Source organism: Streptomyces sp. NPDC047525 (genome assembly GCF_040643025.1).
GTDB classification, from domain to species: Bacteria; Actinomycetota; Actinomycetes; order Streptomycetales; family Streptomycetaceae; genus Streptomyces; species Streptomyces durmitorensis.
Genome location: NZ_JBEYTL010000017.1, coordinates 77925 through 99172, shown reverse-complemented (window position 1 = coordinate 99172; position 21248 = coordinate 77925). Strand labels below are relative to the sequence as shown.

Here is a 21248-nt window from a genome sequence, read left to right as displayed (position 1 = left end):
GACGGCAACCAAGGCCGCGGCGCAAGAGCGGTTCTTCAGCCCGTCCGGCGCTTGAGGACGAACTCGGCGAAGCCGGTGACGACGGCAACCAAGGCCGCGGCGCAAGAGCGGTTCTTCAGCCCGTCCGGCGCTTGAGGACGAACTCGGCGAAGCCGGTGACGACGGCAACCAAGGCCCCCGCGCCGAGAGGGTTTTCGGGAAGGGGCGGGGTTGGGGAAAAGGCATTACCCGAACGAAGCCCGCTCCAGCCAGAACTCCAACAACCCCCGCTCCCCCAACACCTCAACACCCCCGCTGTCGAGCGACCGCCGCCGATAGAAGGCCAGCAACACCTCAGTAAGCGGCCCCCTCAAAGCAACGCTCGCCTTCTCATGCCCCCGCCGCCACACAAACCCCTCCTCCCCGAACTCGATGACCCACTCCGCATCAAGCCCCGGCGCATCAGTCGCATGCAGATGGATACTCCGCCCCACACCACGCAACTCAGCCGCACTGTCCCCCGGATCAGTCCGCTGCACGTACCGCACGATCTCCAGCCACTCATCGATCGCATCGGCGGCGACATCCGGCGCGACCTCGTACGCGACACCCGCGGCAATCGCCGCGTCCGCCCGGTGAATCGCCACCTCGTGCGTCATCCGCCGCGCCCAGAACCCGGCGCTCTGCGACTCGGCCCAGGTCCACACCGCAGTGTCGGCGCGCGCGCCGGACAGCGTCTTCGTGACCAGCTCGGCGCTCTCGGCCAGCCAGGCGTCGAGAGCGGCGGGGTCGTCGCCCTCGGGGCCGCGAATGCCCGGGACCTCCTCCTCCGGGATGTCCCCCGTGGCCCGGGTGGCGACCAACCGCTCCGCCCACCGCACGGCACCGCCGACATGGCGGGCGAGATGCCCCAGCGTCCACTCCGGACACGTCGGCACAGTGGCCGAAAGATCCGCCCCGGCCAACGTGCCCCTCAAGAGGCCCAGCTGGACCGCGACTTCGGCGCGGTGGCGGTCGTACTCCATCGTCGTCATGGGTGTCGTCATGGCCCGAACCCTAGGCAGATCCCCGGCCCACCCACACCGCATTAAAGCCGCAGCCCACCCCCACAGACACGAACGCCACGACCCACCTCAGCCCAGCACCACAACATCCCCCGCATCAAACGCGACCCCCACCGTCTCCCCCACCCCAGGCGCATCCCGCAACGCACAGGCCGCCTCAAGGCGCGGCCCCACCCGGGGTTCCAGATGAACGGCGACATGGGTGCCCCGGAAGGTACGCGCCGTCACCGCGCACGGCAGCCCCTCATCGGCGGGCACGAGCCGCACCCCGGCAGGCCGCACAAGGAGCCTGCACCGCCCGTCCGCCGCGTCCTCCGGCACCGGAACCTTGCCCCAGACGGTGTCCGCCACCTCACCGGCCACCGTCGCGTCGACGACGTTGTCGAAGCCGAGGAAACGCGCCACGAACTCGTCCGCCGGATGCTGCCAGACCTCAAGAGGCGTACCGGACTGGGCGATCCGCCCCTCCCGCATCACCACGACCCGGTCCGCGAGGGCGAAGGCCTCGCCCTGGTCGTGCGTGACCGCGAGCACGGTCGTGCCCAACTCGTCGAACAGCTCACGGAGTTCGACGACAAGCCGCTCCCGGAGCGACCGGTCGAGCTGACCGAGCGGCTCGTCGAGCATGAGCAGGCGCGGCCTCGGCGCGAGCGCACGCGCCAGGGCGACCCTCTGCTGCTCTCCGCCGGAGAGCGAGGCCACGGCCCGCCGCTGCGCACCCGGCAGCCCCACCAGGTCGAGCAACTCGGCTACCCGGTCGGCCTGTTCGCCGCGCGACGCCCCGTGCATCCGCAGCCCGAAGGCGACATTGCCCGCCACGTCACGCTGCGGGAACAGCTGGTGGTCCTGGAACATCAGGCCGACCCCGCGCTTGTGCGCGGGCACACCACGCTGGTCCCTGCCGCCCAGCAGGACCTGCCCGGCGTCGAGCTCCTGGAGCCCGGCGACCGCACGCAGCAGCGTCGACTTGCCGCTGCCGCTGGGCCCGAGCACGCACACGATCTCGTGCTCGTCGACCGCGAGCCCGACACGGTCGAGCACGGCACGCGCCCCGAACCGCACGGTCGCATCAACCAAGGTCAGCAACCCCGCACCACCAGCACCCGCACCACCGGCACCCACACCACCGCTGCCCACACCCACACCCACACCCATCAGAACTCCCCAGTCGTGCGATCGGTACGGAGCCGTTCGAGCAGCAGCAGCGACACCGCGCACACCACCATCAAGATCGTCGAAAGTGCCATCGCCTGCCCGTAGTTGAGCTCTCCCGCCCGCCCGAGCAGCCGCGCCACCGCGACCGGGAGCGTCGGGTTGTCCGGCCGCGCGATGAACACGGTCGCGCCGAACTCCCCCAGGGACACGGCGAAGGCGAACCCGGCGGCGATGAGCAGCGCCCGCCGCACCATCGGCAGATCGACCTCACGCCAGGCCCGCAGCGGCGAGGCCCCGAGCACGGCCGCCGCCTCACGCAGGCGTCCGTCCACCGCACGCAGGACGGGAAGCATGGTGCGTACGACGAAGGGCACGCCCACCAGCGCCTGCGCGAGCGGCACCAGGATCCACGTGGACCGCAGGTCGAGCGGAGGCTTGTCCAGCGTGATCAGGAACCCGAAGCCGACCGTCACCGCGGACACCCCGAGCGGCAGCATCAACAGCGCGTCGAAGCCGCGCACCAGGCGGCCGGCCTTCCGGGTGAGCGCCGCGGCGGCGAGCCCGCCGATCACCAGGGCGATGGCGGTGGCGGCGAGCGCGTACTGAAGCGAATTCCAGACCGCTTCGATCGGCGGTACGAGGAAGGCGCCCCCGTCGGCCGAGGTCAGCTCCTGGTAGTACGTGAAGCCGTAGCCGCCGGGACCGCTCAGGGACCGCTCGATCAGCACCCCGAGCGGCAGCAGTATCAGCACGGCGATCGTGACCATGACTCCGGCGAGCAGCGTCCATTGCCCGGCGCCGCGCGGGCGCCGCGCGACCGCGGAGGCGTCGACCAGCTTCAGTGCGGTCTCCCGCCTGCGCACGGTCCACGCGTGCACGGCGAGGATCATGCCGACCGCCGCGAACTGCACGATCGTCAGGACGGCGGCCGTCGACAGGTCGAGGAGCTGGGCGGTCTGCCGGTAGATCTCGACTTCGAGCGTCGAGTACGCGGGTCCGCCGAGGATCTGCACGACGCCGAAGGAGGTGAAGGTGAAGAGGAAGACCATGAGCGAGGCGGCGGCGACCGCGGGACCGAGCGCGGGCAGCGTCACCGTCCGCCAGGCGGTCCACCGCGAGGCGCCGAGCATCCGCGCGGCCTCCTCCTGACGCGGGTCGAGCTGCGACCAGAGCCCGCCGACGGTCCGTACGACGACGGCGTAGTTGAAGAAGACGTGCGCGAGCAGAATCGCCCACACGGTCGTGTCGAGCCGCACGCCCCACATCTCGTCGAGCAGACCGCCGCGGCCGAGCAGCGCGAGGAACGCGGTCCCGACGACGACCGTCGGCAGCACGAACGGCACCGTGACGACCGCCCGCAGAATCTGCTTGCCCCTGAACTCGAAGCGCGCGAAGACGTACGCGCCGGGGAGCGCGATCAGCAGCGTGAGCGCGGTCGACGCGAGCGCCTGCCAGGTGGTGAACCACAGCACGTGCCGGACGTCGGACTGCGCGAGGACATCGGCGATCCGCCCGAACTGCCACTCCCCGCCCACCTTCAGGCCGCGCGCGACGATCGCGGCGACCGGATAGGCGAAGAAGACGGCGAAGAACGCGACGGGCACGGCCATCAGGCCGAGCCGAGCCGCGCTCCCACGCGAGAGCCCCTTACGCCCCTTACGGGACTTGCCTACTTCAGTACGAGCGAGGTCCACGACTTGACCCACTGCTCGCGGTTGTCGGCGATCTTCTTCGGAGCCATGGTCTCCGGCTTGTCGATCGTCACGCCGTGCTTGACGAACAGCTCGGGCAGCTCGGCGTCCTCGCGCACCGGGTTCACGAACATGTTCAGCGGCATGTCGTCCTGGAACTTGGTGCTGATCAGGAAGTCGAGGAGCGCCTTGCCGCCCTTCTCGTTCTTGGCGTTGCTGAGCAGACCCGCGTACTCGACCTGCCGGAAGCAGGTGCCGGTCGCGACGCCGGTCGGCGCCTCCTTGGGCTGCGGCTTGGCGTAGAGCACCTCGACGGGCGGCGACGAGGCGTACGAGACGACGAGGGGCCGGTCACCCTTGGCCTTCTTCCCCCCGGCAGACCCGGAGAACTCCTCGTTGTAGGCCTGCTCCCAGCCGTCGACGACCTTGACGCCGTTGGCCTTGAGCTTCTTCCAGTAGCCCTGCCAGCCGCCGTCGCCGTACTGGGCTGCGGTACCGAGCAGGAACCCGAGACCGGGCGACGAGGTGGCGACGTTCTCGGTGACAAGGAGATCCCTGTAGGCGGGCTTGGTCAGATCCTCGAAGGACTTCGGCGGCGCCAGCTTCTTGTCGGCGAAGTACTTCTTGTCGTAGTTGACGCAGATGTCACCGCTGTCGACGGGCGTCACCCGATGCTTGCCCTGATCAACGCGGAACTGCGAGTTGACCTGGTCCAAGCCCTTGGCCTCGTAGGACTGGAAGAGTCCGTTGTCGAGCGCGCGGGAGAGCAGGGTGTTGTCGACGCCGAAGAAGACGTCGCCCTGCGGGTTGTCCTTGGAGAGGATCGCCTTGTTCACGGCGGCGCCGGCATCCCCGTCCTTGAGAACATTGACCTTGTAGCCGGACCGCTTCTCGAACTCCTTCAGTACGTCCTTGGAGACGTTGAAGGAGTCATGGCTGACGAGCGTGACGCTCTTGGAGTCGTCCTTGCCGCCGCTGCCCGCCGACTCGCTGCCGCAGGCGGAGAGCGCGACAAGCCCGAGACCGACGGCGACCGCGGTGACCGTGACCTTCTTCTTGGTGGTGCTCACTGAATTCATTCCTCCTGGAGTGACCAGGAAGAGACGCGGCCCTGCCCGCGGACCGGACCGGTCCGCGGGCAGGGCGCAACAGCTTGAGTGATGACCGAACTTCCTACCCGGAATGACCCGGGCAAGGTTCAGAGGGTCTGCGGCCAACCTGTCCTTGGCTGCCGCACTCTCAGCGCTGTGGCGCTCCCCTGTCGGAATATGAAGATGTGTTCCGGCTATGAAGTTGTGTTTCGGCCAGCCTAACGCTCGGACGCGGCGAGCTGACCGCACGCCCCGTCGATCTCCTGGCCACGGGTGTCACGAACCGTGACAGGCACCCCATGAGCGGCGATGGCATCCACAAAGGCCTTCTCGTCCTCCGGCCGGGATGCCGTCCACTTCGAACCCGGCGTCGGGTTCAGCGGGATCAGGTTCACGTGCACGGGCTTGTTCTTGAGCAGCCGCCCGAGCCGGTCACCGCGCCACGCGTGGTCGTTGATGTCGCGGATCAGCGCGTACTCGATGGACAGCCGGCGCCCGGACTTGGCCGCGTACTCCCAGCCTGCATCCAGCACTTCCCGCACGTTCCACCGCGTATTGACGGGTACGAGGGTGTCGCGGAGCTCGTCGTCGGGCGCGTGCAGCGAGATGGCGAGGCGGCACTTGAAGCCCTCGTCGGCGAACCGGTGGATGGCGGGCACCAGGCCGACGGTCGAAACGGTGATCCCACGCTGCGAGAGTCCGACCCCGTCGGGCTCGGGGTCCGTCAGCCGGCGGATGGCTCCGGTCACGCGGTTGTAGTTGGCGAGCGGCTCGCCCATCCCCATGAAAACGATGTTGGAGAGCCGGGCGGGCCCGCCCGGAATCTCCCCGTCCCGCAACGCACGCATGCCGTCGACGATCTGGTGCACGATCTCGGCGGTCGACAGATTCCGGTCAAGACCGGCCTGCCCCGTGGCACAGAACGGACAGTTCATCCCGCATCCGGCCTGCGACGAGATGCACATCGTCACGCGGTCCGGATAGCGCATGAGCACGGACTCGACGAGCGTCCCGTCGAAGAGGCGCCACAGCGTCTTGCGCGTGGTGTCGTCGTCACAGCTGATGTGCCGCACCACGGACATCAGCTCAGGAAGCAGCGCCTCCTGCAGCTTGCCCCGCGAACCGGCGGGAATGTCGGTCCACTGCTCCGGGTCGTGCGCGTACCGCGCGAAGTAGTGCTGCGAGAGCTGCTTGGCGCGAAACGGTTTCTCGCCGACAGCGGCGACGGCTTCCTTGCGCTCGGCGGGCGTGAGGTCGGCGAGATGCCGCGGCGGCTTCTTGGCTCCGCGGGGCGCGACGAAGGTGAGTTCTCCGGGTACAGGCATGGTCCATCCAGTGTCGCAGACGCCGGGGGCCCGGCCAGGTCACGGCCTATGGGTGGTGGTCGTTGTTGGTCACCGCTGGTGGGTGTGGGCCCCCCTTGGACGGCCCAGGGACGGCCCGGCCCTTCGCAGGCTGACCTGTGCCAGAGGCGAAGTGGGTCACGGAGAAAGCGCAGCGGTCGGCCCCTGGAGGTGAGACGCCTGTCACCACTCTTGGGTGCCACGCCGAACGCCCGCTGACAACAGGGCGTTTCCTGTCCCGATTTGGCGAGGCCACTCTCAGAGCTCGTCCGCAGTGACTCGACCTTCGAGACAGGAACCCATACTTCACATGCGTGCACTCGCTATGGAGTTCCTACTTCATTGGCGAGACTAAATATCTCAGCGGCAATCTTTGGCTCCTGCGTCTTTGCATAGTGTGCGAGTGACTGGCGCAAGTGTTCGCGACCTTCAGGAGTAGGATTTCCACTTTCCCACGCAGAGCGATGCTTCCGCAACTCGCCGATCAACTTATCTCGCTCGACAGAGGGGGCTCCTCGTGTCGCGACCTCTACACCAGTAGAGGGAATATACAAGCGGATTTGATTGATGGCGGGTGCAGTCAACAGCTTGAGACGCTCCCCCTTCGCAGAGCATTGCGCGGATGCGACGCGGAACCCGTCGAAGCTGAACACCTTCGACAAAGAATTCTTTTTATAGAATTCTTTTAGGATGGACTTACCGTGAAAAAGCTCTAACGCCTTTCCAGAACTAAGGATTTCCCCTACTCTAACCCTAATCGAATCCGTCAAATCCGGTAGATTCTGCTCTGCGATCTTAGCTTTCAAGCTAGCGACTTGATCTTCGATATCTTCGATTGCCTGATCTGGATCCACTTTGTCTGTCGTAATCCATGCCCCTGGCATGGCGGCACGAATTCGAAGCCGCACCTCCTCCTCCACTCGACATGAGGCAATAGCATCAAGAGATGCTCTCACGTCGGCCAGCGAGGAAAGCCCGACTGTTGGGCCGTGATCCTTCAAGAGCTCCCACAACTGCTCTGCATCTAGAAGTAAATTCTCAATCATCGCGACGGGCCAGGCGACAACAAAATCAGGGATACCTGATGCTGAAGTATCTGAGTCCACGAGGCCAAAAACCGGCATTCCGGGAAGGTGCAGCGAAGCTCCGCGGAGAGATTTGGTGGCACTAACCACCTCCTTTCGACTTCTCGCTGGAGCGACCGCCCAGTGCTCAACCTCCGGGATAAGAAGCTTCATCAACCTTTCGTCTGTCACCGCGGATTTATTTCCGGTTACGCTGGACTCCCCCTCAACAAAGACGATCGGCTTTCCGCGGGTCAGCATGTGTGTACTGCCAGTAAGACCTCGCGCTACCTCAAGGCGCTCCGCAGTAGAACTGAGCCTGGACAACTGATTATCTCCTACATAACCAGGTGGAGAAAGTACGTAAAGTTCGTCATCCTGGAGAGCGTCAAGAAAAACGGGAGACTGCGTAGCGAAAATGAACTGCGCACGCGCTTCACGCGCAATAGTTCGCATGTACTCAAGTACGTTTAGTTGCAATAGTGGATGAAGATGAATTTCAGGCTCATCCAAAACCAAAGTAATTGGGACAATATTCGGGTCGTCCGGATAGGTGCAGCCGGTCAGAACTTTGGCCTCGCGCTCCACAAATGGGAGGAAGAGCGAGATTGCCGCCTTCTCCCCAGACGACAAGTCATCAATATCAAACTCGGGCCCTTGCTCCAGATCTGAGCGCTTGAAGACTACTCTAATGTTTTGAACATTCGAGGTGTCGATGCGGGAAAGCGTTAGGTGCGGGAGGAGGATAGACACCAGTTGCTTTAGCGGCAGCAGCAGGTCTGGAACCGTACCCTTAGAAACTTGCCCACCCTGCGCCTCGAATTGAGAGTGCACCAATTCACGTTGCTGATTATTCAGCCGGACAATGGCAGTCTTTGCTAGAGCGTTGGAGTCATCTGCCGAGCTAGCATTGCGCCCTAGCCCTGGCAGAAAATGAAGACCGTTCGGTGCGCCATATTGGTAGTTCGGGATAGATTCCGACTTCAAAATATCCTGAAACTCGAAGGGGAACCCAATAACGTGAAACTCAGAAAGCTGACTGCTTCGCCAAGTCCTGTGAGGTCCCACATAGAGCAAATCCGAGCCGGGTTCGAGCAGACTTGCCCTATGGGTTCTGATGCCTTCCAGTAGAGTGGACTTTCCAGCTCCATTTGGTCCCGCAATCGCGACCAAGTTTGGTAGTTCGTCAGCCTGCGCTCGCGCCAGGCCACGAATCGATTGGATGTCGAACGATCTAATGGCCATGGAGCATCCCTCAGAAGGAGCGAAAGGCACAGCAACGGTGAATTCGCAGGAAGTCAGCTGACTCGACTCTTCAATGCTAGCGCGAATGTGATGGCTGCCACGTGTGATTGGCCTACTGAGGGACTGACACCGGACCGCTTAGCGAACCCTCTCTGAGAGCTTCAAGGAAGGGCAGCGAACGGGACCCAGACGATCTGGTCGGGTCGCAGAGCGCCAGCGACTACCCCTGGGCCAGGCGAGAGGAGCCCCGTTACCGGTCAACTCTTGCTCGACACATCCTGCAGGAGGCGGCTTGTGAAGCCCGCCCCTCGCAAGCGTTGGTACGCAGCCTCCACGCCCTGGGGAACCTGCTGCTCGATCACAAACCCGTGCTCGGGATAGATCATGAGCCGCTGTTGCGCCCCGACAAGCATGTCGATGACGAGTCGCGCATCCTGGATCGAGTCGACGTACTCCGCGAGCGTCATGGCCGTCGACGCACTCACCCACGTCACGTCCGGCCAGACCTTGCACGCCGTGGCGTGGGAACGGCGCTCTTCGTACGGCTTACTAACCAGTAGCGCAGATTCCACGGGCACCCCGCGCTCTTCCAGCAAGGCCCGTGACAGCGTGATGTTCTCGCCCGTGTTGCGAGCGTGCGGCTCGACGAGGACCGCGTCTGCCGGTACTCCGAGCTCCAAGGCCCGCTCGCGATAGTGCTCGGCCTCGCCTTTGGGCATCGCCTCTCGCGTCGTACGGCTGGTGGCCCCGGTGAAGACGATCAGCGGAGCCAGGCCTCGGTGATACAGGTCAGCCGTGACGTCAGCGACGCCGAGATCGTGACTGCCGAGCCCGATCGCCACCGAGCATCGCCGGGGTTCGTGGCCCATCTGCTGGAAGTCCCACAGTTCCTGCGCATCGGCCCACGCCTGGGCGGAGATCACGCCTTATCGCCTTCTTCCCTGCGCCGAGTCGGGCGCCTTGAAGTCGTTGGACCACGCGAAGGGCGTGGCCGCATGAACGCCAATGGCGAACTCCACCACCGTGTCATCTGCGGTGCAAGCCATGCCATGCAGCTCGACGATCCATTCCGTGGCCGGGAGTTGAACCGCGTACGGTGGCAGCGTGGCAAACGAAGATCTGGGGCGGACTCTTCGCCGCTTGCGCCGTCTAGCCAGCCTGACGCAAGAGGAATTGGCCGAGCGCTCGGACGTGTCCGTTGATGTAATCCGTCAGCTTGAGCAGCGCCGCAAGCACTCGGCACGCTTGCCCACGCTTCACGCCTTGGCGAACGGCCTCGGCGTGGAGCTGACGACGCTTCTGGGGGACCCTCCTGCCGTCGCCTCGACGGGAGAGAACGACGGGCCGCGCTTCGTCGCGGTGCGCCGCGCCATCATGCCGGCGCTCTGGGGACCGGAGCCGAAGCCACCAGAGCCCGGCTTCTCGCTGGCCGCCCTCCGTGAGCGGATCGCGGATGGCTGGACGCAGTACCACTCCGCTGAGTTCGACACGGTGATGCAGGTGCTGCCGGACATGATCTCGGACGCGCAGACGGCCACGGTGTCGAGCAACGACGATGATCGGGGAGTCGGTTTCGCAGCGCTGGGCAAGGTCCTCCAGCTCGCCGGGCACGTCGCCGTGCGCATGGGGAAGACGGACCTCGCGCTCATCAGTTTGGAGCGCGCCATAGACGCCGCGGGGCGATCTTCCGACCCCCTGCTACGCCCTATGATCGTCAACTCCGTTGCGTGGACCTACCAGCGGCAAGGGCGCCTCGGGGACGCCCTGAGCATCGCCCTGCACGCCGCCGACGACACCAAGGACAGCGGGCACACGGGGACCGCTGACGGGCTGAAGGTCTGGGGTGCGCTCACCATGTCCGCCGCCACGTCGGCCGCGCGCAGCAACGACTATGAGCGGGCAGCTGCGTTGATGGCGCACGCCGAGAAGGAAGCCGCCCGCGTGGCCAAGCTGCCGCAGGGCAGCGACAGCCGCATGGTCAGCGTGTTCAGCCCGTCATCGGTGCGTATCGAGCGCGTCCGCCTGGCCGTTCAGTACGGGCACCCTGAAGAGGCCCTGAAGCTGGCCAAGGGAATGCGGCTGAGCAAGGACACCCCGCCGTCCTGGCGGACGTGGCTGTTGCTGGACGTGGCCCGAGCCCATACGGACCTTGGGAGCGCAGGAGAGGCTGTGAAGTCTCTTGAGTCGCTGCGGCGTGTGGCTCCGACCTGGATGCAGCACCACACGTTGGCCGTAGCCATCGTGCGTGACCTGTGGTCGATGCCCAACCACCCTGCAGGGCTTCGGTCATTGGCCGAGTTCCTGGGGATCGCCGAATAGCGTCGCAAAAGTAGGACGCCACATCCCTGTCACGCTGTGTAGCGAGCCGATTCCATGAGTCGTACAGCGCCCCGGCGACCGCGCGAACGGTCCCGAGGCATGGACGACTGAGATGGAGTCGACATGGGCGAGAGTACGGGCCCAGCATCCGGCGCGGGAAGCAGAACGAGCACACTTCGCACGCGACCGGTCGAAGTGCCAGACCCTGCCACGTTGTCCGTGGCGCAGACGTGCGGCCGTGCCTGCGTCTGGTGCGCCGTCGCTCTCTGCACGGCGACGGCCGTAGAGCTCGGCGAGCGCAGAGGGAAAACCGACTTCGTCTGGTTCCCCCGCTCCTGCCGACTCTGCGCCTCCCGGCCCGCGTACCTGGAGCTCCTCGCCCACATACAGAGCTGCGAGCAGTGCGCCGACGAAGCCGCCCGCTGCATCGAAGGCAGCGCTCTGCGGCGGACACTGAGGGAGGCGCGACGATGAGCGCAGGTACATGGTTCTGCGGGCACTGCGATCAGCCGATCACCCAAGGCCAGAAAGTCAGAACCTCGCGAAGGTCTCTATCTCGGCTGGCGGCATCACGGTACGACTGCACGAGAGCTGCGCGATACGAGCCGGGTACGTCCGGCGCACACCCCGCTAGGACGTGTATCGGAAGTGGATCTTGGTGGTGGGCTTGCCTTACTTCAGAGGTAATCGACTCGGTGTGCCTGCACGGACAGGATTAGCGATCTCTCCGCGTCGGAGGACGCGGACCAGGACGGAGAGGTCAGCCATGTCCATTGCCGCAGCTACGAACACGCGCACTGTGGTTGAGGAGTTGCTGCGCAGAATCGGCGAGGGCGACCCCGAGCGCATCGCCGAGCTGTACGCCGAGCAGGGCGATTGGAAACTCGACTGGCCGGAGGCCGAGCACGGCCGTACTGCCACTCCGTGGATCCGTCACCGGTTCACCCGGGCCGACGCGGCCGCCCACTATCGCGAGCTTGCCGAGTACCACGTGCCGGAGTACGTGGCGACTGAGGTCGAGCGCATCCTCATCGACGGGAACGACGCGGTCGTGCTCGGCGAGATCCGTCAGACCGCCCGGCCCACGGGCCGTGCGTATCACGCGCGGTTCGCCTTGCATCTCACCGTCGAAGACGGCCTTGTCACCCGGCACCATATCTATGAGGACAGCCTTTCCGTCGCCCAGGCATTTGAGGTGGGGAATCAATGAAAGGCCACCGGGGCAATCGCGAGCTGCTGGTCACAGCCACTCGTCGATGGCTGCGATGAGGACGGTGGCCTCGTAGCGGCCCGCGAGTTTGTCGCATCTCGTGGCCACAGCCCGGTGCGGGATGGTGCAGCGGATGAGAGTCGCCGCGCTGTCCGGCGACGATCACGATAGACATGGGCTTCTGGCCTTGCTCGACGGCCAGATGGAGCTTGGTGGTCAGGCCGCCGCGCGAGCGCCCAAGGCCGTGATCGTCCGCCACCTTCCATCGGTGGTGCACGGATATTCGAACACATGACCTAATCCGACCATGGCGCCCACGCAAGCGAGCCCCGGCAGATGACGCCGGGGCTCACTCGGAGTGGTGTGTCAGCGGTTCATCAGGGCGAACACGCCCCACCCGAGATATTCGCGCTGGTACCTGGCGTGCTGGACGGGCCCCGCGGCGAGTTCCGCGCGCAGTTCGGCGGCCAGCTCGTCGTCCGGGTTGGCGTCCAGCCAGCGGCGGGTGTTGAGCCACTGTGCCGCTACGTACCGGTCCCAGCTGTCCTGGTCGGCGAGGACCATCTCGACGACATCGCAGCCCAGGTCCCCGAACTGTTCGACCAGTTCAGGCAGCGGGAGCAGGTCGTCCTTGCGGGCCAAGTGGCAGCCCTCGACGGTGGCTTGGTCCTCAGGCTCGCGGCGCCAGTACGGCTCGCCGATCAGCATCATGCCGCCGGGAACGAGACTGCGTCGCAGGAGTTCCACCGTCCCTGCCACGCCGGAGCCGATCCAGGTGGCACCGACGCAGGCGGCGATGTCGACGGGATCGTCGGCGACATGGCCCGAGGCGTCCGCGTGCACGAAGCCGACCCGGTCGGCAACGGACAGCTCGGCGGCCCGCGCGCGGGCGGCATCGAGGAAGACGGTGCTGATGTCCACCCCCGTGCCGGTCACGCCGTGGTCGCGGGCCCAGGTGCTCAGCATCTCGCCCTTGCCGCAGGCGAGGTCGAGCATGCGGGCGCCCGGCGACGGGCTGATGGCCTGACCCAGGATGGCCAGCTTCTCGCTGGTGAACGGGTTGCAGACGCGATGACTGCTCTCGCGGATGGTGAAGCTACGTGGCAGATCCACTAGGGGGATTCCTTCGGTCCATGGAAGTGAGAACGGCTGGGCAGAGCGGCCGACGGGAGTTGGCCGCGAGTACCTGGACCGTCATCAAATGCACCTCTTAGGACATGGGAAGGCTGGGACCGGTCGAGAGTAGGGCGGCTGTGATCACCGCGTCCATCGCTTTTCCCGTTTCTCGCTTTTCCCGTCCCTGCCGGTACCCGGCGGGCCTGGCGAAGTCGGTCGACAGCACTTGTCACTGTGCGCCATCATTCGGTAACACAAGGCGAGAGTTGCGTGTCGAGTGACTCCGCAGCGAGGGGGCCCCTCAGTGGAACCGTCCGAAGCTCCCATCGCCCTCGACCGCGATCTGTTCATGCGCAGCCTGATCCGTGAACTGGCACGCGTACTCGAGGACGTGGTCGGCCTGGAGGAGGCGGCGGGCTATGTCAGCCTCGTCAGCCAGACCATCGGCGACGACATCAACAGCCAGTACACGAAGGCGCTCTCCGTCGACCGTCTCGACCGCGCGCAGGTCTCACAGGTCATGGTGGACCTCAAGAGACGCCTCGGCGGAGACTTCTACGTCATCGAGGAGGACGACCGGCGCATCGTTCTCGGCAACCGTGTCTGCCCGTTCGGCGAGAAGGTCGTGGGCCGCCCCTCGATGTGCATGATGACGTCGAACGTCTTCGGGACCATCGCCGCGGACAACCTCGGCTACGCCCGCGTGGAGCTGGAGAAGACCATCGCCCGCTGGGACGTGGGCTGTCGGGTCGTGGTGCACCTCCGGCCGCCTTCCGACGCGGAACTGAACACAGGGCGTGAGTACTACGGCGATGCCCTGTGACCTGTGATGACCCGCTACTGCTCTTCCGCAAGATCACCGGTCTGCTCACGGAGCCGGTCCTGCTCGTCGCCGCCGACAGCCGTGTCCTGGCCGCGAATCCCGCGGCGGCCCGGACGCTTCCGGGCGTCGGGGACGCGATCCCCCTGAGCGAGCTCGTCTCCGAATCCGCCGAGGACGTCGCCAGGATCATCCGGCAGTGGCTGCGCACCGGCCATCCGACACCGGCCGGCCTGACCCTGCACGGCTTCGACGGCGCCCGGCTGCGCTGCCGCTGCTTCGGCGCCAGGGCCCAGTGGATGCCCACCCTGACCGTGCATCTGCGCGCCGTCCGCATCGACCCCGGCGACCGCTTCCTCACCCTCAAGGAGCGCGTCAACGCCCTCGAACGCGAGCGCACGCTGCGCTTCCGCGCCACCGAGGACCGCATACGGCTCACCGCGTCCCTGGCCGCCGCCCACGCCAGGCTCGACCACCTGCACGCGCTCGTCCAGGCGGTCGCCACGGCCGCCTCGGCCACAGCCCTCGTCCAGTCGGTCGCCAAACACGCGCCCCCGGCGCTCGGCTGCAGGGAAGCCGCACTGCACCTCACCCTTCCGGCACCTGCCCCCGCCCGCCGCCGCCTCCGGGTCCCGATTCCTCCGTACGCCACCCTCGTCCTCACCACGGACAGCGCGCCGCCGCCCGACCATCTGGAGTCAGTGACGGCCCTGATCAGCGGGGCACTCAGGAACCTCTAGGCGACCCGACCCGACCACCGGGGCATACGGAAAGGGCCCGCCGTCCAGTGGACAGCGAGCCCCTCACGTACGGACAGAAGCAGGTCAGCCGGACCCCACGAAGATGACGAGCAGCAGCCACACCACCGGCGCGGTCGGCAGCAGCGAGTCGAGGCGGTCCATGATGCCCCCGTGACCGGGGAGCAGCGTGCCCATGTCCTTGATGCCGAGGTCACGCTTGATCATCGACTCACCGAGGTCACCGAGCGTCGCGCTCGCGGCGACGGCGAGGCCGATGAGCAGCCCTTGCCACCACGTGCCGCCGTCGATCAGGAACTCCATGCACAGCGCGCCGCCCGCCATCGCGAACGTCACCGCTCCGACCAGGCCCTCACGGGTCTTGCCGGGGCTGATGCGCGGCGCCAGCTTGTGCTTGCCGAAGCGCCAGCCGATCGCGTACGCACCGGTGTCGCTGACCACGGTGAGGAGCAGGAACGTGAGCACCCGCATCGCGCCGTCGTCCGCGGTGAGCATCATCGCCACGAACGTCGCGAGGAACGGGACGTAGAACGCCGCGAAGACGCCCGCCGTGACGTCCTTCAGATAGCCCTCGGGCGGCTCGGTCATCCGCCAGACGAGCACCGCGAGCGCGGTGAGCGCCATGGCGACCCAGGCGCCCTCGGGCCCGCGGACGTATCCGGCGACGACCATCGCGGCGCCGCCCACCGCGAGCGGGACCAGCGGAGCCTTGATGCCCTTGCGCTCCTCGAGCCGCGAGGTGAGCTCCCAGAGACCGACCACGACGGCGACCGCTATGACGCCGATGAAGACGGCCTTCACGATGAAGAGCGACGCGACGATCACCGCGCCGAGCCCCACGCCGACTCCTATGGCCGCCCCGAGATCACGGCCCGCGCTCTTCTTCTGCGGCGCTTGAGGCGCCTGGGGCGCCTGAGGCGTACGAGGCGCCTCGGGGGCGGGCTGTGATGCGCTGGGCATGGGCTCCTGGGGTACTTCAGGCATGTCAGGCACGATGGGCATGGGCTGCGTCTCTGCTGGATACAGGGCGTCATGCGCATCGTACGCGGGACCTGCCGGGGCAGCCCCTTGAGCAGGGCCCTGGTCGGGCGGCCCCCAGTACCCGGTGCTGGGAGGCGCCCCCCAGGAAGAGTCGTTCACGGATCGGATTCCTCAGTCCTCAGACCACGAGCCCTCAGACCTCGAGCAGCTCGGCTTCCTTGTGCTTGAGCAGCTCGTCCACCTGGGCGACGTACTTCGCGGTGGTGTCGTCGAGCTCCTTCTCCGCGCGACGGCCCTCGTCCTCGCCGATGTCGCCGTCCTTGATCGCCTTGTCGATCGCTTCCTTGGCCTTGCGACGGATGGAGCGGATCGAGATCTTGGAGTCCTCGGCCTTGGTCTTGGCGACCTTGATGTACTCCTTGCGGCGGTCCTGCGTCAGCTCGGGGAACGTCACCCGGATGATGTTTCCATCGTTGCTGGGGTTGACGCCGAGGTCGGAGTCGCGGATCGCCTGCTCGATGTTGCGCAGCGCGCTCTTGTCGAACGGGGTCACCACGGCCATCCGCGGCTCGGGCACCGAGAACGAGGCGAGCTGATTGATCGGCGTAAGGGCGCCGTAGTAGTCAGCCACGATCTTGTTGAACATCGCCGGGTGCGCACGGCCTGTGCGAATCGCGGCGAAGTCCTCCTTGGCGACCACGACGGCCTTCTCCATCTTCTCCTCGGCCTCGAGGAGGGTCTCTTCGATCACCACTTGCTCCTGCGTGTTGTGAGTGGGCTGGGGGCGCCCCCACACGGTGAAGTAGGGGGAGTCCATGGGGCGTCGGCTGCGTCGCGTCTCTTTCCCTGCACCGTGTCCGACCGGCAGGGCTTTGTCCATCCCTCGGGGGCGTCGCCGAGATCAGGCGCGGGTGCCCTCGTCGCCCACGAGTGTGCCGATCTTCTCACCCTTGACGGCACGGGCGATATTGCCGGTGGACAGCAACTCGAAGACCAGGATGGGCAACTTGTTGTCGCGGCACAGGGTGATCGCGGTCATGTCGGCGACCTTCAGGTCGCGGGTGATGACCTCGCCGTAGCCGAGCGCGTCGTACTTCACCGCGTCCGGGTTGGTCTTGGGGTCGGAGTCATAGACCCCGTCGACGCCGTTCTTGCCCATGAGCAGGGCCTCGGCGTCGATCTCCAGGGCGCGCTGCGCGGCGGTCGTGTCCGTGGAGAAGTAGGGCATGCCCATACCGGCGCCGAAGATGACCACACGGCCCTTCTCCAGGTGCCGCACGGCGCGCAGCGGGATGTACGGCTCCGCGACCTGGCCCATCGTGATGGCGGTCTGCACGCGGCACTCGATGCCCTCCTTCTCCAGGAAGTCCTGGAGGGCGAGGCAGTTCATGACCGTGCCGAGCATGCCCATGTAGTCGGAGCGCGCACGGTCCATGCCGCGCTGCTGCAGCTCCGCGCCGCGGAAGAAGTTGCCGCCGCCGATGACGGCCGCGATCTGGGCACCGTCGCGGACGACCGCGGCGATCTCCTTGGCGATCGCGTGCACCACGTCGGGGTCGACGCCAAGGCCGCCCCCGCCGGCGAATGCCTCACCGGAGAGCTTCAGCAGGAAACGACCGGCGACTTTGTCGTCACCACTGTTTGTGTCGGCCTTGGTGGTCATGGAGTTCTCGCTTCTTTTTGCTCGGCGCACATACGAAGAAGGCCACTGCCGGTGGGGTGTTGTTCGCATCCCATGCTCGGCAATGGCCTCCTCGTCAGATCTGCGGTCGTACGTCGCGTACTGCGTGGGGTACGCGGGCGACCGCTGTCGACCCTAGCGGGGTCTACCGTCGATCGCGGTACGGACTCAGATGCCGACCTTGATGCGCGAGAAGCGCTTCAGGGTGACACCGGCCTCGTCCAGGACCTTCTGGACGGACTTCTTGTTGTCGAGCGCGTACGGCTGACCGAGGAGGGTGGCCTCCTTGAAGAAGCCGTTGACGCGACCCTCGACGATCTTGGGCAGCGCGGCCTCGGGCTTGCCCTCGGCGCGGGTGGTCTCCTCGGCGACGCGGCGCTCGGACTCGACGACCTCGGCCGGGACGTCCTCGCGGGAGAGGTACTTCGGCGCGAAGGCGGCGATGTGCTGGGCGATGCCCTTGGCCAGGTCGGCGTCGGCCTTGTCCAGCTCGACCAGGACACCGATCTGCGGGGGCAGGTCGGGCATGGTGCGGTGCATGTACGCGGTCACGAAGGCGCCCGAGAACTGCGCGAAGCGGTCCAGGACGATCTTCTCGCCGAGGTTGGCGTTGGCCTCGTCGACGTACGCCTGGACGGTCTTGCCGGCCTCGATCTCGGACGCGAGGAGCGCCTCGAGGTCGGCCGGGGACGTCTTGGCGATGTGCTCGGCGAGCGAGTTCGCGACAGCCTGGAACTTCTCGCCCTTGGCGACGAAGTCCGTCTCGCACTTCAGCTCGACGATCACGCCGGAGGTGTTGTCGTCAGCGATGAGGGAGACCACGGCGCCGTTCTCGGCGGAGCGGCCCTCGCGCTTGGCGACGCCCTTCTGGCCCTTGATGCGCAGAGCCTCGACGGCCTTGTCGACACTGCCGTCGGCCTCGTCGAGCGCCTTCTTGCAGTCCATCATGCCGGCGCCCGTGAGCTCGCGGAGCTTCTTGACGTCAGCGGCGGTGTAGTTCGCCATGATCCTGAAATTCTCTTTCGGAGGTCTGAAAGATCTACGGGTGAACGGCGGGGGCCTGATGGGCCCCCGCCGTCAACTACCGAACCTGTGAAGGTCAGGCCTGCTCGGTCTCCGTGGCGGGGGCCTCGGCGGCAGCAACCTCGGCGGGGGCCTCGGCCTGCTCGGCGTCGGCAGCCTTCTCCGTCTCGGCGGACTTCTGAACCTCGGCCTCTTCGGCCTTCGGCTCGTCGGCCTTGGCCTCGTCGGCCTTGGGCTCGTCGGCCTTCTTCTCGCCCTCGAGCAGGTCGCGCTCCCACTCGGCGAGCGGCTCGCCGGCGGCCTTCTCGCCCGGCTTCTGGTCGCCCGTGGCCACGCCGGAACGGGAGATGAGTCCCTCGGCGACGGCGTCGGCGATCACGCGGGTGAGCAGGGTGACGGAGCGGATCGCGTCGTCGTTGCCCGGGATCTTGTAGTCGACCTCGTCGGGGTCGCAGTTCGTGTCGAGGATGGCGACGACCGGAATGTTGAGCTTCCGGGCCTCACCGACCGCGATGTGCTCCTTCTTGGTGTCCACGATCCAGACGGCGCTGGGCACCTTGGACATCTCGCGGATACCGCCGAGGGTCTTCTCCAGCTTGGCCTTCTCGCGGGAGAGGACGAGCAGCTCCTTCTTGGTGAGGCCGGACGCGGCCACATCCTCGAAGTCGATCTGCTCGAGCTCCTTCAGGCGCTGCAGGCGCTTGTAGACGGTCGAGAAGTTGGTGAGCATGCCGCCCAGCCAGCGCTGGTTCACGTAGGGCATGCCGACGCGGGTCGCCTGCTCGGCGATGGCCTCCTGCGCCTGCTTCTTCGTGCCGACGAACATGACCGTGCCGCCGTGGGCGACGGTCTCCTTGACGAACTCGTAGGCGCGGTCGATGTACGACAGCGACTGGAGCAGGTCGATGATGTAGATGCCGTTGCGCTCCGTGAAGATGAAGCGCTTCATCTTCGGGTTCCAACGACGGGTCTGGTGACCGAAGTGGACGCCGCTTTCCAGCAGCTCCCGCATCGTGACGACGGCCATGGCCGTACTCCTAGGTGTTCTCGGTTGTGCCGCGTCCGCCGGACGGCGGTCGCGCCTGACGCCCGCGATGCGCCGTGCCACAAAGGACCGAGAGGCGCTGGCACCTGGCTTTTCAGGGCCTGGTGTCGGGGCGTGCGAAGTCGACCCGGTGACCCGGATCGCCACAAGAAGTGTACGGGACCCGCGAGGCAGCGGGTGACGCCGCTGTCCACAACCAGCTGGTCATCCACAGATCCACGCCATGATCCCCGCGGACGGGCCCTGCGCGGGACGGTTCTGGCATGTCTCACATGCGACGAGAGCTGGGCCTGGTGCTGTTGACCGTGGTGCTGATCACTGCGGTGATGCTGCCCGCGGGCGCTGCGGGTGGACCGGAGCTGAGGGCGGGCGGTGCGCCCGGCGGAGAGCCCGTGCCGAAGGTGGACGGTGCGCCCGGCGGGGAGTCCGTGCCGAAGGTGGGCGGATCGCCCGGCGGGGAGTCCGTGCCGAAGGTGGGCGGTGCGTGGCCCGTAGGGGTGAGGCCCCCTGTCGTACGGGGCTGGGAACCCCCGGCGACGGAGTACGGCCGGGGGCACCGGGGCGTGGACCTCACGGCGCCGCCGGGCGCCGTGGTCCGGGCTGCGGCTCCGGGCAGGGTCTCCTTCGCGGGCCGGGTGGCCGGCCGGGGAGTGATCGCGGTGGAGCTGGCGGACACGGGAGAGCCACCGCTGCGCACGACGTACGAGCCGGTGCGGGCCACGGTCAAGAAGGGCGCCGAGGTGACGGCGGGCGAGGCACTGGGGGTGCTGGAACTCCCCACGGCCCACTGCCCGGGCAGCTGCCTGCACTGGGGCCTGCTGAGGGCCGACGCGTATCTGGACCCGCTGTCACTGATGCCCCCGTGGCTCCTGCGGCGAGGGGCGTCCCGCCTGCTGCCGGTGAGGGGCGTGCCGATGCCGGAAGCCGAGGTGCCGGAGGTCGGCGATCCGATGCCGGAGGCCGACGTACCGATGCCGGGGGTCAGCGATCCGATGCCGGAGGTTGACGTACCGATGCCGGGGGTCAGCGATCCGATGCCGGAGGCCGACGTACCGATGCCGGGGGTCAGCGATCCGATGCCGGAGGTCAGCGAGCGAGGCCTCAGCCCCGCACACCCCGCAGCGCCATGGCGACGGCCGCTTCGGTGATGGCGGACGGGTCCTCGGCGGCGCCCAGCTCGATCCGCCGCACAGCCGCGTCCACGACACCCTGCAGGAGCATCGCCGCGAGCCGGGGCTCGGCATGCCCCAGGTCGCGCAGCGCCTCGCCGATCATGGCGACGAGCCCACCGTGCGCGGCACGGATCTTCTCGCGCGCCCCCGCGTCCAGCTCGGCGGCGGAGATCGCCACGACGGCGCGGTGCCGCCGGTCCCCCACCAGATCGAGCTGCCGCCTGACGTACGCCTCGACCTTGCCCTCGGCGGAGTCCGCACCCTCCATCGCCGCCGAGACCTCCGCGGCCCAGACGGGGAAGTCAACCTCGCAGAGCTCCTCCACGACCGCGGCACGCGACCGGAAGTACTCATACACGGATGACCGCGCGAGCCCCGTGCGCTCAGCGAGAGCGGGGAAGGTCAACGCCTCCGTACCGCCCTCGGACAGCAGGGACCGCGCGGCGTCCAGGAGGGCGCCCCGCTGCATCGACCGGTGCTCGGCCACAGAG

18 protein-coding genes, 3 pseudogenes and 1 riboswitch are annotated in these 21248 nt (G+C 66.9%); of the genes and pseudogenes, 5 read left to right on the top strand and 16 right to left on the bottom strand.

Annotated features, from left to right (window positions below):
* Positions 1–224 precede the first annotated feature (224 nt).
* From ABZ833_RS35995 to ABZ833_RS35960, 8 genes and pseudogenes are all read right to left on the bottom strand, one after another.
* Positions 225–1013, bottom strand: coding sequence for a maleylpyruvate isomerase family mycothiol-dependent enzyme (locus ABZ833_RS35995; protein WP_361056211.1), 789 nt, complete (start codon positions 1011–1013; stop codon positions 225–227).
* A gap of 99 nt (positions 1014–1112) precedes the next feature.
* Positions 1113–2198 (bottom strand): ABC transporter ATP-binding protein, encoded by a 1086-nt coding sequence (locus tag ABZ833_RS35990; protein WP_361055985.1) that lies wholly within the window; start codon positions 2196–2198, stop codon positions 1113–1115.
* On the bottom strand, positions 2198–3808 hold the full coding sequence (locus ABZ833_RS35985; protein ID WP_361055982.1) for an iron ABC transporter permease: 1611 nt from the start codon (positions 3806–3808) through the stop codon (positions 2198–2200). Before ABZ833_RS35985 ends, ABZ833_RS35990 begins: the two co-directional genes overlap by 1 nt.
* A 59-nt stretch (positions 3809–3867) precedes the next feature.
* Positions 3868–4968 carry a thiamine ABC transporter substrate-binding protein gene (locus tag ABZ833_RS35980; RefSeq protein ID WP_361055979.1) on the bottom strand — a complete coding sequence of 367 codons (1101 nt, stop codon included), beginning with the start codon at positions 4966–4968 and terminating at the stop codon, positions 3868–3870.
* A gap of 73 nt (positions 4969–5041) precedes the next feature.
* A riboswitch (TPP riboswitch) is annotated at positions 5042–5159 on the bottom strand.
* Positions 5160–5198: 39 nt separating this feature from the next.
* Positions 5199–6305, bottom strand: coding sequence for a 23S rRNA (adenine(2503)-C(2))-methyltransferase RlmN (gene rlmN / locus ABZ833_RS35975; RefSeq protein WP_249587471.1), 1107 nt, complete (start codon positions 6303–6305; stop codon positions 5199–5201).
* A gap of 341 nt (positions 6306–6646) precedes the next feature.
* Positions 6647–8632 (bottom strand): AAA family ATPase, encoded by a 1986-nt coding sequence (locus tag ABZ833_RS35970; protein WP_361055976.1) that lies wholly within the window; start codon positions 8630–8632, stop codon positions 6647–6649.
* Positions 8633–8889: 257 nt separating this feature from the next.
* Complete coding sequence (locus ABZ833_RS35965; protein ID WP_361055973.1) at positions 8890–9555, bottom strand: YdcF family protein; 666 nt, start codon at positions 9553–9555, stop codon at positions 8890–8892.
* A 3-nt stretch (positions 9556–9558) separates the two neighbouring features.
* Positions 9559–9720 (bottom strand): annotated as a pseudogene (locus tag ABZ833_RS35960) (GntR family transcriptional regulator); the annotation flags it as partial.
* Between the two features lie 16 nt (positions 9721–9736).
* On the opposite strand from ABZ833_RS35960, the gene ABZ833_RS35955 reads away from it, so the two are divergent.
* Both ABZ833_RS35955 and ABZ833_RS35950 read left to right on the top strand, forming a co-directional pair.
* On the top strand, positions 9737–10951 hold the full coding sequence (locus ABZ833_RS35955; RefSeq protein ID WP_361055970.1) for a helix-turn-helix transcriptional regulator: 1215 nt from the start codon (positions 9737–9739) through the stop codon (positions 10949–10951).
* Positions 10952–11717: 766 nt separating this feature from the next.
* Complete coding sequence (locus ABZ833_RS35950) at positions 11718–12161, top strand: nuclear transport factor 2 family protein (protein ID WP_361055967.1); 444 nt, start codon at positions 11718–11720, stop codon at positions 12159–12161.
* Positions 12162–12297: 136 nt separating this feature from the next.
* On the opposite strand, the pseudogene ABZ833_RS35945 reads toward ABZ833_RS35950, so the two are convergent.
* Together ABZ833_RS35945 and ABZ833_RS35940 are read right to left on the bottom strand one after the other, a co-directional pair.
* A pseudogene (locus ABZ833_RS35945) lies at positions 12298–12402 on the bottom strand (IS5/IS1182 family transposase); the annotation flags it as partial.
* 125 nt (positions 12403–12527) lie between these two features.
* Positions 12528–13274 (bottom strand): methyltransferase domain-containing protein, encoded by a 747-nt coding sequence (locus tag ABZ833_RS35940; protein ID WP_361055964.1) that lies wholly within the window; start codon positions 13272–13274, stop codon positions 12528–12530.
* Positions 13275–13581: 307 nt separating this feature from the next.
* Between ABZ833_RS35940 and ABZ833_RS35935 the strand changes: the two genes are divergently transcribed.
* A complete protein-coding gene (locus tag ABZ833_RS35935) occupies positions 13582–14100 on the top strand; it encodes a methanogen output domain 1-containing protein (protein ID WP_361055961.1) in 519 nt (172 codons plus the stop codon).
* A complete protein-coding gene (locus ABZ833_RS35930) occupies positions 14097–14837 on the top strand; it encodes a hypothetical protein (RefSeq protein WP_361055958.1) in 741 nt (246 codons plus the stop codon). Before ABZ833_RS35935 ends, ABZ833_RS35930 begins: the two co-directional genes overlap by 4 nt.
* 84 nt (positions 14838–14921) lie before the next feature.
* Here the strand turns inward: ABZ833_RS35930 and ABZ833_RS35925 are convergent, their stop codons facing one another.
* The 5 genes from ABZ833_RS35925 to rpsB all read right to left on the bottom strand — a co-directional run bounded on the left by ABZ833_RS35925 (position 14922) and on the right by rpsB (position 19567).
* Positions 14922–15995 (bottom strand): phosphatidate cytidylyltransferase, encoded by a 1074-nt coding sequence (locus ABZ833_RS35925; RefSeq protein ID WP_361055955.1) that lies wholly within the window; start codon positions 15993–15995, stop codon positions 14922–14924.
* A gap of 34 nt (positions 15996–16029) precedes the next feature.
* Positions 16030–16587 carry a ribosome recycling factor gene (gene frr / locus ABZ833_RS35920; protein WP_127829926.1) on the bottom strand — a complete coding sequence of 186 codons (558 nt, stop codon included), beginning with the start codon at positions 16585–16587 and terminating at the stop codon, positions 16030–16032.
* Between the two features lie 150 nt (positions 16588–16737).
* Entirely contained in the window at positions 16738–17499 is a 762-nt protein-coding gene (gene pyrH, locus ABZ833_RS35915; protein ID WP_249587479.1) for a UMP kinase, read from the bottom strand.
* Positions 17500–17685: 186 nt separating this feature from the next.
* Entirely contained in the window at positions 17686–18522 is an 837-nt protein-coding gene (tsf, locus tag ABZ833_RS35910) for a translation elongation factor Ts (RefSeq protein ID WP_361055950.1), read from the bottom strand.
* A 94-nt stretch (positions 18523–18616) separates the two neighbouring features.
* Positions 18617–19567, bottom strand: coding sequence for a 30S ribosomal protein S2 (gene rpsB / locus ABZ833_RS35905; RefSeq protein WP_361055947.1), 951 nt, complete (start codon positions 19565–19567; stop codon positions 18617–18619).
* Positions 19568–19857: 290 nt separating this feature from the next.
* On the opposite strand from rpsB, the pseudogene ABZ833_RS35900 reads away from it, so the two are divergent.
* Positions 19858–20505 (top strand): annotated as a pseudogene (locus tag ABZ833_RS35900) (M23 family metallopeptidase); the annotation flags it as partial.
* A 181-nt stretch (positions 20506–20686) separates the two neighbouring features.
* Here ABZ833_RS35900 and ABZ833_RS35895 read toward each other — a convergent pair.
* Complete coding sequence (locus ABZ833_RS35895) at positions 20687–21244, bottom strand: TetR/AcrR family transcriptional regulator (protein WP_249592809.1); 558 nt, start codon at positions 21242–21244, stop codon at positions 20687–20689.
* Positions 21245–21248: the final 4 nt, after the last annotated feature.

Coding starts and splice junctions, on each gene's coding strand:
- ABZ833_RS35980 (WP_361055979.1), bottom strand. CDS start 4,968: ATGAATTCAGTGAGCACCACCAAGAAGAAGGTCACGGTCACCGCGGTC.
- ABZ833_RS35990 (WP_361055985.1), bottom strand. CDS start 2,198: ATGGGTGTGGGTGTGGGTGTGGGCAGCGGTGGTGTGGGTGCCGGTGGT.
- ABZ833_RS35950 (WP_361055967.1), top strand. CDS start 11,718: ATGTCCATTGCCGCAGCTACGAACACGCGCACTGTGGTTGAGGAGTTG.
- pyrH (WP_249587479.1), bottom strand. CDS start 17,499: ATGACCACCAAGGCCGACACAAACAGTGGTGACGACAAAGTCGCCGGT.
- ABZ833_RS35985 (WP_361055982.1), bottom strand. CDS start 3,808: ATGGCCGTGCCCGTCGCGTTCTTCGCCGTCTTCTTCGCCTATCCGGTC.
- rlmN (WP_249587471.1), bottom strand. CDS start 6,305: ATGCCTGTACCCGGAGAACTCACCTTCGTCGCGCCCCGCGGAGCCAAG.
- tsf (WP_361055950.1), bottom strand. CDS start 18,522: ATGGCGAACTACACCGCCGCTGACGTCAAGAAGCTCCGCGAGCTCACG.
- ABZ833_RS35970 (WP_361055976.1), bottom strand. CDS start 8,632: ATGGCCATTAGATCGTTCGACATCCAATCGATTCGTGGCCTGGCGCGA.
- rpsB (WP_361055947.1), bottom strand. CDS start 19,567: ATGGCCGTCGTCACGATGCGGGAGCTGCTGGAAAGCGGCGTCCACTTC.
- ABZ833_RS35995 (WP_361056211.1), bottom strand. CDS start 1,013: ATGACGACGATGGAGTACGACCGCCACCGCGCCGAAGTCGCGGTCCAG.